Here is a 17623-nt window from a genome sequence, read left to right as displayed (position 1 = left end):
ATAATCCATAATTTAGCTATCCCGATTTTTTTGGAGGGATAGTTATGAGCAAGACCATACTTCACATAGATTTAGATACATTTTATGTATCCGTAGAGCGACTCAATAATCGTGAGTTGCAAAATAAACCCTTGCTAGTGGGTGGTACGGGAGACCGTGGTGTGGTAGCGGCATGTAGTTATGAAACCCGCGGGTTTGGAGTGCATTCTGGTATGCCCATGAAAATGGCCCGCGAACTATGTCCCGAAGCTTTTGTGATTCGTGGTAATGCAGGGGAGTACAGCAAGCACTCAGATTTGGTGACGGAAATCATCAAAGAGTATGTTCCCGTATTTGAAAAATCGAGTATCGATGAGTTTTATGCAGACCTTTCTGGTATGGACCGTTTTTTTGGTTGCTACCAGTATGCCTCTGAAATGCGGAAGAAAATCATCAGAGAAACCGGACTCCCCATTTCCTTTGGCCTATCGGCAAACAAGGTTGTTTCTAAAGTAGCAACAAATGAGGCCAAGCCTAATAATCAATTGAAAATTGATGAAGGATTGGAGAAACCTTTTTTAGCGCCACTTTCTATAAAGAAAATCCCTATGGTGGGTGATAAAACCTACCAGACCTTGCGAAATTTGGGTTTACGACAAGTACGAACCGTACAAGAAATGCCTATGGAGGTCATGCAGCGGGTATTGGGAGCCAATGGAGGTGTTATTTGGAAAAGAGCCAACGGTATAGATAATACGCCCGTAATCCCATTCTGTGAACGAAAATCGATTTCAACCGAACGTACATTTGATAAGGATACTATTGATGTAAATAGACTGCGAGGTATTCTCATTGCCATGACCGAGAATCTAGCGTATCAATTACGACGAGGTGAAAAGTTGACAGCGTGTATTTCAGTAAAAATTCGATATTCTGATTTTAACACCTATTCAAAACAACTACGCATTCCCTATACGAGTGCCGACCATATTTTGATTCCCAAGATTTTAGATTTATTCAAGAATTTATATAACCGTAGGCTATTGGTACGGTTGATAGGCATACGTTTTAGTCATTTGGTTACTGGTAATTATCAAATTAATCTGTTCGATGATACCGAAGAAATTCTAAGTCTTTATAATGCGATGGATGAAATTCGTAAACGCTATGGAGATAAGAGTGTACTACGAGCATCGGGCATGGGAGCCAAAACTATTGGGCGAATGCATAATCCTTTTAACGGCCTGCCACCTGTTGTGCTAGCACACCGGAAGCTTTAGTTTTTGAAGCGCATTGCGCAAAACGCCTAGCGCCCAACGCAAAAAGACCAACCACCAAAAACCAGCGTTTAGCGAATAGCGAACAGCGCCAAGCGAATAGCACAAAAAACAAAAAACGAACAACAAAAAACGTGTACCTAAACTGCCATACATATTACAGCCTTCGCTACGGTACCTTTTCAGAACTGGAGCTCTTGCAATTGGCAAAAGAGCATCACGTGACGCAATTGGCATTGACAGATATCAACAATACATCTGCCTGCTTAAACTTTGTTCGTAAGGCATCGGAATATGATATACGGCCTATTTTGGGTATTGATTTTAGAAACGGAGTAGAGCCTTGTTTTGTAGGTATTGCAATGAATAATGAAGGATTTTTAGAGCTCAATAATTTTCTATCAGACCATATTCATCAAGGAAAGAACATCCCAGAAATAGCTCCGAAGTTTGAACATGCATATGTTATTTATCCGTTTGAAAAAGTGCTTCAGAATGAAAAGAAAAGCTTTGCAGAAAATGAGTTTATAGGAGTTTCTGTTAGCGAATTAAAGCGACTCCGTTTTTCGAAATTATTGGAGCAACGAGACAAAATAGTATTGTTGCAGCCCGTAACGTTTAGAAATAAACGCGATTTTAATGCGCACCGATTGTTACGTGCCGTTGATAATAACACCTTGCTCAGTATGTTGTCGGTTACAGAACAGGCGAGTGAAGATGAAAAAATGTATTCTATCCCTAATCTGGCGGCACATTTTTCTGAACATAGTTTTATTCTAGAAAATACACAGCGGTTGATGGATTCTTGCTCCATTCATTTTGATTTTTCTGAAGGCCGAAAACCACAGAACCTTCAAACTTATTTAAAAACAAAGGAAGAGGATGAGGTTTTTTTGGAAAAACTCTGTCAAGAGGGCTTGCCCTATAGATATCCAGAAATTGATCAACCAATTTTAGACCGTTTAGCAAAAGAACTCTACCTCATTAAAAAGATGGGTTTTGTCTCTTATTTTCTCATTAATTGGGATATTATTTCGCACGCACGAAAGCAGAACTTTTTTTATGTGGGGCGGGGTAGTGGTGCCAATAGTATTGTAGCTTATTTGCTTTTTATTACCGATGTAGATCCAATGGAGCTCGACCTGTATTTTGAGCGGTTTATTAATCTGTATCGCGTTAATCCACCAGATTTTGATATCGATTTTTCGCACAGGGATAGACCTTTAATGACCGAGTATATTTTTAACCGATTTGAGAATGTAGCGCTGTTAGGTACCTATGTTACTTTTCAGTCGCGCGGTGTTATACGTGAACTGGGCAAGGTATTTGGCCTTCCTAAAGATGAAATCGATTTGCTCTGCGATGGTACTATTCAAGCGGGTCGTCTAGATACTATTTCGGCTTTAGTGCTAAAATACACGCAGTTGCTACACGGCATGCCCAATTACCTGAGTATACATGCGGGCGGAATTTTAATTACCGAGAAACCCATTCATTGGTTCTCGGCGACCAATATGCCTCCAAAAGGATTTCCTACCACACAGTTCGATATGGTGATTGCGGAGGATGTCGGACTCTATAAATTCGATATTCTCGCACAACGCGGATTATCTAAAATAAAGGAGACATTGGATATTTTGGAGCGTGACCGCCCAGAGGAATTCTCCAAGTTTGATATTCATGATATTAAGGCGTTTAAAAAAGACCCTAAAATCAATAACATGGTGAAAATGGCGCAATGTATGGGTTGTTTTTATGTGGAATCGCCCGCTATGCGCATGTTGTTGAAGAAGCTAGAAGTGGATACCTACTTGGGGCTGGTGGCTGCGAGTTCTATCATTCGCCCAGGAGTTTCTAAAAGTGGAATGATGCGAGAGTATATTCTACGCCATCGTAATAAAGGTAGGGCAGAGGAGTTGGCGCACCCAGTGATGTTAGAAATTATGCCAGAAACTTATGGGGTTATGGTATACCAAGAAGATGTTATTAAAGTAGCACACCATTTTGCAGGTTTAGATTTGGGTGAAGCTGATGTGTTGAGACGTGGAATGAGCGGTAAATTTCGTTCTCGGGAAGAGTTTCAAAAAGTTCAGGACAAGTTTATGGATAACTGTAGAAAGAAGGGGTATGAAGAAAAGCTCATTAAAGAAATTTGGGACCAAGTGGCTAGTTTTGCTGGTTATGCCTTTGCAAAGGGCCACTCAGCTTCGTACGCGGTAGAGAGCTATCAGAGTTTGTTTTTGCGCGCCTATTATCCGTTAGAATATATGGTGGCAGTACTTAACAATGGAGGGGGATTTTATAGGCCTGAGTTTTATGTACATGAAGCTCGTATATTGGGTGCTACCATACATCCGCCTTGCGTAAACAAAAGTAATGCTGGTAATCGAATATATAATACCGATTTATATTTAGGCTTAGGTTATTTACGTGAATTGGAAGAACGTGTTATGGAGCGTATTTTGAAAGAGCGCTATGCTAATGGAATTTTTATTTCGTTGGAAGATTTTCTAGACCGCTTGATTATTTCCATAGAGCAAGTAAGTATTTTGATACGAATTGACGCCTTTAGGTTTACGGATGCTAATAAACACGAGTTGTTATGGAAAGCACATCTTTTTTTGAACAAGACAAAAAAAATAGACCATCCCAAACTTTTTGCACCACGGCAGCAACATTTTGAAATTCCCTCATTATACAGTACCAATTTAGAGGTTGCTTTTACGCAACTAGAGTTGTTGGGCTTTAGTTTGTGTAGCCCGTTCGAGCTCTTGTCAGAACCGCTATTGAATAGCACGGGCAGTAAAGATTTTGAAAGATTCCTGAATAAAAATATCGATATCTATGGCTATTTGGTGACTGTTAAACGCACTAAAACACATACAAATAAGGCGATGTATTTTGCAACACTAATAGATCAACAAGGGCAGGTTTTTGACACCGTATTGTTTCCGCCGGTAGCTGCTAAATTTATGTTTAGAGGTAGAGGTATTTACCGATTCTATGGTAAGGTGGTAAGCGAATTCGGCTTTTTAAGCATAGAAGTTATCAAACTACAAAAACAAGATTTTGTTCAAGATCCAAGGTATGCCGATATGAAAACCAGCGTCAAAGTTTTTGACCAAAAGAAAATGAATGACCAAGAAGAAAATAGATTAGGGAATCAGCTTGCTTAAAAAGCGTCAAGTACGTATCCTAAAATCCAGAATAATATAAGAAATACAAAAAAGGTTCCTATACATCCACATTTACCACCTCCAATTTTCTTTGCGCCATACCAGGCACCAATAATTTGAATGATTTTTTTCATGGGGGCAATTTACGGGTTTTGGTGGTTACATTTAAAACAAAATGTAACTCAAAAAACATAATTGGTATTTCTTTTTAAGAAACCCAATACCAATTATAAAACTATCCTTTTAATTGTTTTTATAGGCTTTATCTAAAAACTCGTAACGTGCATCATTCTCGGCTTCTATTAATTTGCTTTCTGTATCGATTACCATAACAGAAGGTCTACTGTCTTTTGGTTCTGCGGCTTCCCAATTTGGTAAACCTTCTCCATTCGGGTTGCCAGTTTTAATAAAATTAGCGAAATAGGTCATCATGTCTTTAGAAACCTTAAAGTCATCTGCAGTCCAAGCATAGTCTTTTACCAAGTGTAAATTTCCCATACAGTATTCAATTTCGCAAGCATGTGGCGCACCAACTGCTTTTGGCATTGGTGGTGCTTCAGATCCTTTTTCTACTGTTCCTCCAGCTAAACCTGAAGCAAGGTTGTTATCAACAAGAGATGGTCTTAATTTGCTGTATAAATAACGGTATACAGGTTGGTTGCTATTTTTTCTATGAAGATCAAACCATTTCCAGGTACTGTAAGATATGAATCGGTCAGAAGCTAATGCCGTGGCCGATAATTCAATTTCTTTTTCTGACCCATGTGGGTACAATTCTAATACCTTGGCATATTCCTTAGGGTAAGCTTCTTTTACCTTGTTCACATAATTTTCTTCGGAATAAGGACCTTGGGTAAATGCCATACCGGGGATTTCGGCAGAATTCCAACCAAGTAATAAGGGTACCATGGCTTGTTCTTTACTTTCGAATATTTCAGGAAGGGTCTTAGGTAAAAAATAGCCATCTAATACAGCAGAGAACCCAAATCTTTTTGAACTATTGTATAATTCATATACTTCTCTTGTGCTCAATTTACGTAATTCCGCAAGTGTAGGATATCCAATACTTTTAGCAAATTCTAATCCTGTTTTTTCAGCTTCTTTTAAAGTCACCGGAGACATTGTAGGGTTTATTGAAGCACCGCTTTCCCCTATTGCACCAGCAATTAGATTTTTTGATAATGGCGAAGCCATTTGTTGACTTGCGCCAATTGATCCAGCCGATTCGCCAGCAATGGTTACTTTATTCGGGTCGCCACCAAAAGCAGAAATATTTTTATTCACCCACTTTAACGCTGCGTTTTGGTCTAATAAGCCATAATTTCCTGATGCTTTATATGAGGCCTCTGCACTTAATTCTGGATGCGCTAAAAAACCAAATATATTTAAACGATAATTAGTAGTTACCACAACGATACCTTCTTTAGCCATGCTCTCACCATCATATCGTGGCTCAGATGCATCACCGGCAACATTACCACCTCCGAAGAAGTAAACAAGTACTGGTAAATCTTTAGTATCCATGTTCGCCGGTGTCCAAACATTTAAATAAAGACAATCTTCACTAACTCCATTTGACCTAGAATTCATATCACCAAAAACCATAGTTTGCATCGGTCTTGGTCCAAAGGCTTTGGTTTCCTTTATACCATCCCAATTATCTAGCGGTTGTGGAGCTTTCCAACGAAGTTCACCTACTGGTGGTTTAGCAAATGGAATTCCGAAATAACGCTGAATACCATTATGGGTGTCATAATTACCTTCTATAGTTCCGTTTTCAATTTTTACTTGAACAGGAAATGAGTTGGTCTCTTGCGCTGGGGAATAGTTGCTAGATAGAATTAGAATGAATATTAGAATTTGTATGTTTTTCATTTGGATAAGTTTTCTATTGTCTCAATATGTAACAATAATACATTTATTATTTTAAATATTTGACCATCTGTTAATTAAAAACATTCTTATGAACGCGTGTTAGAAAAACAAAAACCGAAAGATATTTCTGAAATTATTTTTTGATTGTATAGGTTCTTCTTTTGTTTGATATCGCTAACCTGCTATTTAGTAGAATGTATTATCTATAAAAAACCTAAATTTAGATGCTAATCTGAATCTTATGAAATCGATATTATTTTGCTTTTTCTTGACTTTTTCAATCTTTAGTTTTTCACAACAGGATGATTTGTCAGAATTAAACGATTTGGTAAAACCACGTATGCGGGTGATTATCGATAATGATTTAGGGGGTGATCCAGACGGACTTTTTCAATTAGCACACCATTTGATGTCACCATCGGTAGAGATACGTGGAGTAATTGCTTCTCATTTATATGAACGAGGTTTTGGGGGTCCAGGAACTTCTGAGTATGCGAAAGAGAAAGCGTTAGAGATTCTAAAGATTTTAAAATTGGAAAACTCGATACAGGTCTACACTGATAAAAGTGAAAGCATGACTGATGTTAAGAAACCAATAGACAGTGATGCCGTACAGGCAATTATTAAAGAAGCAATGCGAACAGATACAGATTTGCCTCTTTATGTAGTTTGTGGTGGTGGTTTAACCAATATCGCAAGTGCATATTTGTTAGAGCCTAAAATTGCAGATAAAATAACCTTAGTATGGATTGGTGGGCCAGAATATACAGACATTGCCATACCACCACCAGGATATACCACTTTAGAATACAATTTGGGTATTGATATTAAAGCTGCTCAGGTCATTTTCAACACCTCTAACATAATGTTATGGCAAGTGCCTAGAAATGTATACAGGCAACCGATAATGTCTGACGCTGAACTTTTAACAAGAGTTAAAGGAAAGGGTGAATTGGGTAACCATTTATATGGGGTAATGAAAGAAGCTTTAGGTAAAATGAATACATGGAATATACCTATTGGTGAAGTTTATATTTATGGAGATAACCCCCTAGTGCTATTGACCGCTATTCAATCTTCTTTTGAGCCAGATCCATCTTCAAGTACTTATGTGGTTAAGCAAGCGCCAAGAATTAATGATGTTGGAGTTTATGAAACTAACCTAAACGGTAGAATTATTCGAGTTTATCAACAATTAGATAACAGACTTCTATTCGAAGATTTTTATGCTAAATTAGAGTTACTATCAAAACAGAAAAATTAAGTAGTTCGTCCACTCAAATTCTCTAATAGTTCCATAAACAATAATACATCTTCAGCGGGGCAGGGGTTTTCGCCTTTGCTAAGAAAATAGTCTACGGTCACTTTTATCATTAGCTATTGACCATGTTTTGGGTTGTTGACCTGTTATAAAGGTGCACAGCTTTTTAATTCTGCAACATCGCCACAGCCAATTATACCCCAATGTATTTGCTTTATACAAGCTAATTATAGATCAAACCAAATATAATAACCATTAAGTTTTAGCGATCACTTACTTACTCTTCTTTGAGAAACACCACAAAGGGTAATTAATATAGTTATTAGGTCTGTAGAAGCTTAAAAAAGAGATATAGGCTTTGTCTGAGCAGCTAAGCTAGCACACTTACCGATAATTCATCCATCAATCTGAACAATTGACTTTTTGATGATGCACTGAGCGTTAAATTATTGTCTTTAAATAATGTCAATGTTTTAATTATAGTAGTTTCAACGACACTATTACTGAACATTACTTCTACGATACTTTTCATACCCCAATCTGGAAATCTTCTTTCCTCTAAGTTATTTTCTTCAATGGCCATTATTAACCGATGTCTTGGGTCTAACTTAATTGTTTTGATTAATTCATCAATATGCTGCTCATCTCCTTCAACATATTGTAGAAAATGTTTGTCTTTATAGTATAAATATCCACTTATTCCATTACTATTATTATTCTGCACAGAAGATAAAGAGAGTTCTTTTAGTTCTTGAGCCGTAAATGAATTTAGTGCTTCACTAATGTATAAGACTGATTTCATGGTAAGAATTTACTAATAATTAAACTATTTTATCTTAAATTTATTTCAACACCACATGACTTAAATAGAGCTATAACAGAAAATAGTTAATCTTTACTTATTCTCATTGCGTTTTTTAATAATCTCACCTAGCTTCCCTTTATTGACTCCGAAAATGCCATTTTTCTCTACATCGTCCATAAAGGTATTTATGTATTCTTGGTTCAATTCATCACTGTCACCATACTTTTTTCTTACTTCTTCTAACTCGTTATGCAGTTTCTCTTTAACAGAAGAATAAGCAGGGTTATCATATTCATTCGTTAATTCTTTAGGGTCTTTTAATCGGTCTATTAATTCCCAATGATCTAAGTCAAAATAGTAATGAATTAATTTGTATTCTTTGGTGATAATAGCATAATGTCTATTAACCATATGCTCTGCTGGATATTCGTAATAATGATAGTAAACAGCTTCGCGATTCCAGTCTTCCATTTTACCAGTAAGAATAGGCATTAGGCTTTCCCCTTGCATATCTGTTGGTTGTTCTACACCGGCTGCATCTAAAAATGTTTGTGCGAAATCTAAGTTCTGAACCATTTCATCTGATGTTGTGCCCGGCTTTACTTTGTTGGGCCATGCAACAAGAAGTGGGGTTTTAAACGATTCATCGTACACAAAACGCTTGTCGAACCAACCATGTTCCCCTAAATAGAAACCTTGGTCAGAGGTGTAGACGATGATGGTATTTTCCATTAAATCATTTTCTTCTAAATAATCTAACACCCTACCTACATTTTCATCAACAGATTTAATAGTGCCTAGATAATCTTGCATATAGCGTTGGTATCTCCATTTCATTTTGTCTTCATCGCTGAGTGAAGGGTAGTTGTTTTTAAAATCTTCATTTATTTTATCGTAATGAGCTCTAAATTTGACCATTTGCTCAGCATTCATTCTACCTACCGAATTTTCAAATCTTCTTTTATCGATGCCTATTTCTGGTTCGTTCATTTCATCGATGGTTTCAGGGTAAATTTTATTATCCCCTGTCCAGCTTAAATGTTTTAGTATACTCATTTCAGCCTCTGCCGCAGCAGGGCGACCCTCATAGGTATCGAAAAGTGTTGCCGGTACTGGAAAGGTTCTATTGGTAAATTCTTCCATATGGCGTTCGGCCATTAACCAAGAACGGTGTGGTGCTTTGTGTAAATACATTAATAAAAAAGGATCTTCTGGTTTGCGTTCGGTCTTTAGCCAGTTTAAAGTCATATCGGTTATAATATCAGTCACGTACCCTTTTACATTGATTTCACCTTCATTTTTTGTAATGAAATCAGGATTGTAATAGGCGCCTTGACCTGGCAGGATTTTGAATTGGTCAAATCCCTTAGGGTTATTTCCAAAGTGGAGTTTTCCGAACATTGCCGTTTGGTAGCCTGCCTTTTGAAGAATCTGTGGAAAGGTGACATTAGTAGTGTCAAAAGGAAAATGATTGTCAATTTTACCATTGATGTGAGAATGCTTTCCTGTAAGAATTACGGCTCTAGAAGGTGCACATATAGAATTGGTTACACTTGCATTGGTAAACAGCATTCCCATTTTTGCAATACGATCTATATTCGGTGTTTCAATCAAACTATTGTCGTATGCAGAAATTGCCTGATACGCGTGATCGTCAGACATTATGAAAACAATATTAGGTCTAGTTTGTAGAATTTCTTCTTTCTTAGAGTTACAACCTATGCATAAAAGAGAAGTAATTCCTAATAGGTATATGAAATTTTTCATGAAAGGTCTTGGTTGTTTAATTAGAAAATTAAGGTACATAAAATAGAGCAATCTTTATTAATAGGTATGCTTTGATATGTTTCGTTCTTTAGTTGGATATTAGATATACCTATAATAAAAATAGGCTGATAGCTCTTAAAAATGGGTCTCAAGTTACCATTTATACGGATAGAATTCTAAAATATGATTTGGATAAATTTTTTTTGACCAAAATACAAAACAATGGCTTCAGGATTTTTTGCGATTTTAGATGATGTAGCAGCACTGTTAGATGATGTTGCGGCAATGAGTAAAATTGCAACTAAAAAAACTGCAGGTATACTTGGCGATGATTTAGCGGTAAATGCAGAAAAAGCTTCTGGTTTTGTTTCTAAACGTGAGCTGCCTGTGTTGTGGGCCATTACAAAAGGGTCTCTTCTCAATAAAATTATAATTCTACCAATAGCCTTTTTATTAAGTGCCTTTTTACCTTGGGCAGTAACGGTGGTATTGGTGTTGGGCGGAGTCTACCTTGCTTTTGAAGGTGCCGAAAAAATTTACGAATTTTTTGTACCCCATGAGCATGCCCATGCTGTTGCAGAAATGGAAGAAATAAGCGAGGAAGAAATTTTGGAAATGGAAAAGACAAAGGTAAAATCGGCTATAGTAACCGATTTTATTTTAAGTATAGAAATTGTAATCATTGCTTTAGGCGCAGTGATTAAAGAACCTTTAGTAACTCAAATTGCTGTAGTTTCTGTGGTAGCATTATTAGCAACGGTAGGTGTTTATGGTATTGTGGCACTAATTGTTCGAATGGATGAATTCGGATTTAGATTAATTAACCTCAACAAAGAAGATGATAGTATCTCAGATAAAATAGGGCACTTTTTTGTTAATGCATTACCTAAGGTGATTAAAGCGCTTTCGGTAATCGGAACAATTGCCTTGCTACTAGTTTCTGGTGGTATTTTTGTTCACAACATTGATTTTTTTCATCATCTTTTGCCTAATGTGCCAAGTATACTTGTGGAGTTTGGTGTCGGCTTGGCTGTCGGCTTTGTTGCACTACTGTTATTTATGGCCTTTAAGAAAGTATTTTTTAAAACCACCTAGAGTTACGTTGTTTTTTACAAAGTGATTTAATAAAAAACCTTTAGTGTTATATAGCTACTTAACTAGTCGCTTTAGTTAGTGTTATTCCTAAGAAATTTTTATAAACGAAAAAAGCTCTCAATTTCTTGAGAGCTTCTTGCGGTCTGGACGGGACTCGAACCCGCGACCCCCTGCGTGACAGGCAGGTATTCTAACCAACTGAACTACCAGACCGTAGCGTTTAGCGAGTGCAAATATATGTTGTTTATTGAATTGCACAAACATTTTCTTTAAATTTTTTTAGTCTAAAGAAATTTATTTCGTTCAACTAAGAACGTGTTAAGTACTGTATAGAAATCACTTTTAATATCAATATCCACATATTTAATTTTATATTGAGCGCATTTCATCTTAATATCAGCAATATAGCTGCTTATTTGCTCATGGTAGGCATCTTTGATATTGTCTGCATAAAGGTCTAAATGCTCACCTGTTTCAACATCAATAAATCGTTTTGGAGTATTTTCAAAATTGAAAAATAATTCATGTTGCTTGTCCATCGGGTGAAAAAGGACCACATCATGCTTATTATATTTCAAATGGCGTAGTGCTTTGAACAGTTCTTCGTCATCTTTTTCGGTTTGAAACATGTCGGTAAACAAGAATATTAGGCTACGACGTTTTATATTTTCTGCAATCTGATGTAGGTAGGTATACGTCTTCGTTTCTTTTGGTGGGTTCTTTGTTTTACCAATCTCACTTAATTGCGCCAATAACATTTGAAAATGACGCTCGCTTCCCTTTTCTGGAGCATAGTAATTATAACTGTCTGAATAGATACTTAAGCCAACGGCGTCTCGTTGTCTTTTAAGAACGTTCATCAAAGCTGCTATAGCTAGAACACTAAATCCGATTTTATTTAATGAATCGATGCTTAGATTTTCAACCTCGGGATAATACATAGATGCCGAATTATCTAAAATCATGTGGCACCTGAGGTTGGTTTCTTCCTCGTAGCGTTTCGTATAGAGCTTATCCGTCTTTGCAAATAGTTTCCAATCGATATACTTTGTGCTTTCCCCGTTATTGTAGATTTTGTGCTCTGCGAATTCTGCAGAAAAGCCATGAAACGGACTTCTGTGTATACCACTAATAAACCCTTCTACTACTTGATTGGCAAGTAGTTCAAGATTAGAGAATAAAGATGATTTATTTAATTCTGATTGTAAGTTCACGAGATTAAAGATAGTAATTGCCCCCTACCTTCCAAAGGTTGAACTGCTAAGATTTAGGTAAAAAAAAGAGGATGACTTGTTAGACATCCTCTTTTTAAGAAAATTATATTGTATATAAACAGCTTATAAAACAGCATCAATAGCATCTGTGTAAACTTTCTTAGGTGAAACACCTACTTGTCTGCTTACAATTTCGCCATTTTTAAACACCAATACTGTTGGTATGTTACGTACACCGTACTTTGCAGCGAATTCTTGATTTGCATCAACATCAACCTTACCTACGACAGCTTTACCTTCATATTCGGTACTAACTTCGTCAATAATAGGACCAACCATTCTACAAGGACCACACCATGCTGCCCAAAAATCTACTACTACTGGTTTATCGCTTTTTAAAACTACCTCGTCAAAAGTAGCATCTGTTATTTCTAATGCCATCTTATTTACTTTTATTGATTATGCAAATTTAGTCAATTATTCTTCCGATTCCTTACGGGGTCACGATTCGTTTTACCTATAAAGGTATCAAGCTAATTTATCAATATATATATAGCTAGTTTTCACGTATCCTTATCTAAATTTAAGTTATACGGTTGCTATTAGGCTTGTACATGATAGAGCTGTGTTGTTAACGAGATAAAGACTCAATTTAGTATTGTTGTTTTAATTCAGTTCGTCTAATTCAATTTATAATGTACATTTTGTTCTTCAAGCCGATGTAATAATTCAGTCGAGATTTGTACTTTTTGTCTTCTGCTCGATAAATTGACCTTTATTTTTTCCTCCATCTCATACACTATAAAATTAATAGGATGCTCTCCTTTATGATTTACAAGTGTGTCTTTTAACTGCAGTACTTTGTTTTCTTCTAATTCGGTGATGTTTAATTTTATGGTCAATTTTCGTGCATAGGTTTCCATAACCTCTTGCAGCATCATAAAACTGTTGAATTGCATTCTTGGGTCACCTTTCTTGCCCGTGTCTTTATTTGTCCAACCCTCGCGAACAAAGAGCTTCACATAAGCGAAAGAATTGATCATTAGAAAATGACGGAATTTTAAATATTCTTCCCCAAAAATTCGAAATTCAAAGGAGTCTGTATAATCTTCCATGGTAAATGCGGCCCAACCTTTTCCATTTTTAGAAACTCTATGCTGAACATCGGTGATAACGCCTGCAAAGGTGAGTTCTCTGTTCACATAACTCGGCAAATCTGTAGCACAGGCAACATTGGCATTACAGAAAGACTTTATTTCTGTTTTAAAATCATCTAGCGGATGACCAGAAATATAGATGCCTACTACTTCTTTTTCCCTACGCAACTTTTCCATGGTTCCCCATTCCTCGCAAGGGGGCACCATAGGTTCAGGAATTTGTACTTCACTGGCATCGCCAAATAAACTTACTTGTGCTGAGTTTTCGTTTTCTTGAAATTTTGCTCCGTATTTGATAACCTTTTCCAAAAAGGTAATTCCATCACCCTCATCATGAAAATATTGGGCTCTATGTGAGGTGCCAAAAGAATCAAAACCACCTGCTACCGCTAAATTTTCAAATGCTTTCTTATTCGCTGCCCGAAGATCTATACGTTTTGTTAAATCAAATACCGATTTAAAAGAACCATCTTCCTGACGGTTCTTTACAATGGTCTCTACAGCTCCACGGCCAACACCTTTTACGGCGCCCATGCCAAAACGAACTGCCCCTTGTTTGTTTACTGCAAATTTGTAATACGATTCATTCACATCTGGTCCAAGTACATCTAAGCCCATGCGTTTACATTCTTCCATGAAGAATGTTACTTGCTTAATATCGTTCATATTATTGCTTAATACGGCTGCCATATATTCGGCAGGGTAGTGAGCCTTTAAATAGGCGGTCTGATAAGCGATATATGCGTAGCAGGTAGAGTGACTTTTGTTGAATGCATAAGCAGCAAAGGCTTCCCAATCTTTCCAGATTTTCTCTAAAACTTCTGTAGGGTGCCCATTTGCAGCGCCACCTTCTAAAAATTGGGGTTTCATTTTTTGCAGTACCGCAAAGATTTTTTTACCCATCGCTTTTCGTAAAACATCGGCATCACCTTTAGAGAAGCCTGCCAGTTTTTGCGACAAAAGCATCACTTGCTCTTGGTATACGGTAATACCATAAGTTTCTTTAAGATATTCTTCCATGTCTGGAAGGTCATAAGCGATTTCTTCATTACCGTTTTTACGGGCAATGAAACTAGGTATATATTCCATCGGACCAGGGCGATACAAGGCATTCATGGCAATAAGGTCATCAAAAACGGAAGGCTTCAAATCCTTCATGTGTTTTTGCATCCCGGGAGATTCATATTGAAAAACCCCTACCGTTTCTCCACGTTGGAAAAGTGCATAGGTCTTTTCATCATCCAACGGAAAATCATCAGGAACTAAATCAATACCATGTTTTGCCTTTACAATTTTTACGGTATCCTTGATTAAGGTCAAGGTTTTTAATCCCAAGAAATCCATTTTTAGTAAGCCAGCACTTTCAACAACGGAGTTATCGAATTGGGTTACATATAAATCGGAATCTTTGGCCGTGGCAACGGGGACGAAGTCGGTAATGTCACTCGGTGTAATAATCACCCCACAGGCATGAATACCGGTGTTACGCACAGAACCTTCTAATATTCTGGCCATTTTAAGGGTCTGCCCTTCTAAGTCATCACCGTCATGTATGTTTAAAAGCTGATGTATTTTTTCTAAATCATCGGCCCTAAATTTTTTCTTTAAATCTGCTTCACTTTGTCCAAAAATTTTGCTCAATTTGGACATGGTAGGAATCAATTTCGCTATTCTATCGGAATCACTCAAGGGTAAATCAAGTACACGAGCCGTATCTCTAATTGAAGATTTGGCGGCCATGGTACCATACGTGATAATCTGCGCTACTTGATTAGAGCCATATTTTTTGATTACATAGTCCATTACCCTACTACGGCCTTCGTCATCAAAATCAATATCAATATCGGGCATGGACACACGATCCGGATTCAAGAAACGTTCAAAAAGTAAATCGTATTTAAGGGGGTTAATATTGGTAATTTTTAAGCAATAGGCTACTACAGAACCGGCTGCCGAGCCACGACCCGGGCCTACCGATACATCCATATTTCGGGCTTCACGGATAAAATCTTCCGTAATTAAAAAGTATCCGGGGTATCCTGAGTTTCGAATCGTATCCAATTCAAAATCGATACGTTCCCTTATTTCTGGTGTAATTTCTGGATATCGTTTCTTAGCGCCTTCATAAGTGATATGTCTTAAATAGGCATTTTCACCACGATTTCCTCCATCTTTAGCATCTTCAGGGTCTTTAAATTCTTCTGGGATATCAAAAACAGGTAAGAGTACATCACGTGCTAATTCATACGGTTCAATCTTATCAAGAATTTCCGATATGTTTAAAATAGCATCGGGTAAATCCTTAAAGAGTTCTTTCATCTCATTTTGAGACTTAAAATAGTACTCTTGATTCGGTAGTCCGTATCTGTACCCTCTTCCTCGACCAATTGGCGTAGCTTGTTTTTCTCCGTCTTTTACGCAGAGCAGAACATCATGTGCATTGGCATCTTCTTTAGCGCAATAATAGGTGTTGTTTGTAGCGACGAGTTTTACCTCATGTTTTTTGGCAAATTCTAGTAACACCTTGTTTACTCTTTCTTCATCTTCCTGGCCATGGCGCATGAGTTCCATATACAAGTCGTCACCAAATTCTTGTTTCCACCATAGTAAGGCTTCTTCAGCTTGGTGTTCACCGACGTTCAATACTTTTCCGGGTACTTCACCATACAAGTTACCGGTCAATACAATGATATCCTCCTTGTATTTTTGGATTACTTTTTTGTCGATACGCGGCACGTAGTAAAACCCGTCCGTATAAGCGATAGAAGACATTTTGGCCAAATTGTGATATCCTTTTTTGTTTTTGGCCAATAAAACAATCTGATATCCGTAATCCTTAACACTTTTATTGGTATGGTCTTCACAGACAAAGAATTCACAGCCGATAATTGGTTTTACTTCTTTTGCCGTAGGTTCCTCACCTTTTTCAATTGCTTCAGCATTCTTAGCTTGAACAGATTTGTTATACGCACCTATTTCTTTTACGAAATGGAACGCGCCCATCATATTGGCATGATCAGTTATTGCAACTGCCGGCATTTCTGCATCACCAGCGGCATTTACCAAATCTTTTACGGAAATAGTAGATTGTAATACCGAAAATTGGGAATGGTTATGAAGATGGGCAAAGGTCGCATCTTCTAAGGTCTTTATATTTTCTTTTATCTCTTCTTGAGAAACGCCACCGGTATCTTTCGCCCACAGCGCATCTGAAATTTTCTTAGATGCTTTTTTGAGATTGATATGCTTAAGACCGATGAGTTCGATTTCTTTCGGATTAGCTTCCGAGAAATTTTTGAAATAATCAGGCTGAACATCTAATTGTTCGGTAGTGTATTGTTGTTTTCTGACCAACTCTAAAAAACACCGAGTTGTAGCCTCAACATCTGCCGTTGCATTGTGCGCTTCCCCAAAAGGTTCGCCGAATAAATACTGATGTAGCTCTGTAAGAGTGGGTAATTTGAATTTACCGCCACGGCCACCAGGAATCTGACACAATTTAGCAGTGTGTTCAGTACAAGTATCTAAAACAGGAAGTTCTTGCAACGGATTTTCAACACTTAAACGGTGAAATTCTGCACCCATAATATTAAGGTCGAACTTTACATTCTGCCCAACAATAAATTTGGTTTTGGACATTGCAATATTGAACTTCTCTAAAACTTCTGCTAACGGAATACCTTTTTGTTCTGCCAACTCGGTCGAGATACCGTGAATCTGTTCTGCATCGAACGGAATCGTAAAACCGTCTGGTTTTACCAAATAATCTTGATGCTCAATCAACATCCCCATGTCATCATGCAATTGCCAAGCAATTTGTATGCAACGTGGCCAGTTGTCCGTGTCAGTAAAAGGAGCATTCCAATTTTTAGGAAGACCGGTGGTTTCGGTATCAAAGATGAGGTACATAGCGAATTTTATGAGTGTTCAAAAGAGGCCTGTTCATTGGCCTAAAAAGTGCTTATAAAATTACTAAAAAGTAAGGTGTTGAAAAAGTGGAGTTGCTAGGAGTTATTA

The 17623-nt window shown here is 37.3% G+C and carries 10 protein-coding genes and 1 tRNA gene; 4 read left to right on the top strand and 7 right to left on the bottom strand.

Annotated features, from left to right (window positions below):
- Positions 1–44 precede the first annotated feature (44 nt).
- Positions 45–1259: a DNA polymerase IV gene (gene dinB / locus B5X55_RS06690; protein WP_079511833.1), complete on the top strand. Its 1215-nt coding sequence runs from the start codon at positions 45–47 to the stop codon at positions 1257–1259.
- Positions 1260–1390: 131 nt separating this feature from the next.
- Positions 1391–4432, top strand: coding sequence for a DNA polymerase III subunit alpha (locus B5X55_RS06685; protein WP_079511832.1), 3042 nt, complete (start codon positions 1391–1393; stop codon positions 4430–4432).
- A 243-nt stretch (positions 4433–4675) separates the two neighbouring features.
- Here B5X55_RS06685 and B5X55_RS06680 read toward each other — a convergent pair whose 3' ends face one another.
- Entirely contained in the window at positions 4676–6307 is a 1632-nt protein-coding gene (locus tag B5X55_RS06680) for a carboxylesterase/lipase family protein (protein ID WP_079511831.1), read from the bottom strand.
- Between the two features lie 241 nt (positions 6308–6548).
- Here B5X55_RS06680 and B5X55_RS06675 point away from each other — a divergent pair, with 241 nt between their 5' ends.
- Entirely contained in the window at positions 6549–7571 is a 1023-nt protein-coding gene (locus B5X55_RS06675) for a nucleoside hydrolase (protein ID WP_079511830.1), read from the top strand.
- A 367-nt stretch (positions 7572–7938) separates the two neighbouring features.
- Here the strand turns inward: B5X55_RS06675 and B5X55_RS06670 are convergent, their stop codons facing one another.
- A complete protein-coding gene (locus B5X55_RS06670; protein ID WP_079511829.1) occupies positions 7939–8370 on the bottom strand; it encodes a BLUF domain-containing protein in 432 nt (143 codons plus the stop codon).
- Positions 8371–8463: 93 nt separating this feature from the next.
- A complete protein-coding gene (locus B5X55_RS06665; RefSeq protein ID WP_079511943.1) occupies positions 8464–10140 on the bottom strand; it encodes a sulfatase family protein in 1677 nt (558 codons plus the stop codon).
- Between the two features lie 222 nt (positions 10141–10362).
- Here B5X55_RS06665 and B5X55_RS06660 point away from each other — a divergent pair, with 222 nt between their 5' ends.
- Positions 10363–11235, top strand: coding sequence for a DUF808 domain-containing protein (locus tag B5X55_RS06660; RefSeq protein ID WP_079511828.1), 873 nt, complete (start codon positions 10363–10365; stop codon positions 11233–11235).
- A gap of 139 nt (positions 11236–11374) precedes the next feature.
- On the opposite strand, the gene B5X55_RS06655 is transcribed toward B5X55_RS06660, so the two are convergent.
- From B5X55_RS06655 to dnaE, 4 genes are all read right to left on the bottom strand, one after another.
- Positions 11375–11448, bottom strand: a tRNA-Asp gene (locus tag B5X55_RS06655).
- Positions 11449–11519: 71 nt separating this feature from the next.
- Positions 11520–12449 (bottom strand): DUF58 domain-containing protein, encoded by a 930-nt coding sequence (locus tag B5X55_RS06650; protein ID WP_079511827.1) that lies wholly within the window; start codon positions 12447–12449, stop codon positions 11520–11522.
- A gap of 123 nt (positions 12450–12572) precedes the next feature.
- Complete coding sequence (trxA, locus tag B5X55_RS06645; protein ID WP_079511826.1) at positions 12573–12890, bottom strand: thioredoxin; 318 nt, start codon at positions 12888–12890, stop codon at positions 12573–12575.
- 239 nt (positions 12891–13129) lie between these two features.
- Complete coding sequence (gene dnaE, locus B5X55_RS06640) at positions 13130–17515, bottom strand: DNA polymerase III subunit alpha (RefSeq protein ID WP_079511825.1); 4386 nt, start codon at positions 17513–17515, stop codon at positions 13130–13132.
- Between the last annotated feature and the right edge of the window lie 108 nt (positions 17516–17623).

The organism is Maribacter arcticus (assembly GCF_900167935.1).
Lineage (GTDB): Bacteria > Bacteroidota > Bacteroidia > Flavobacteriales > Flavobacteriaceae > Maribacter > Maribacter arcticus.
This window is presented reverse-complemented; position numbering and strand designations above follow the sequence as displayed.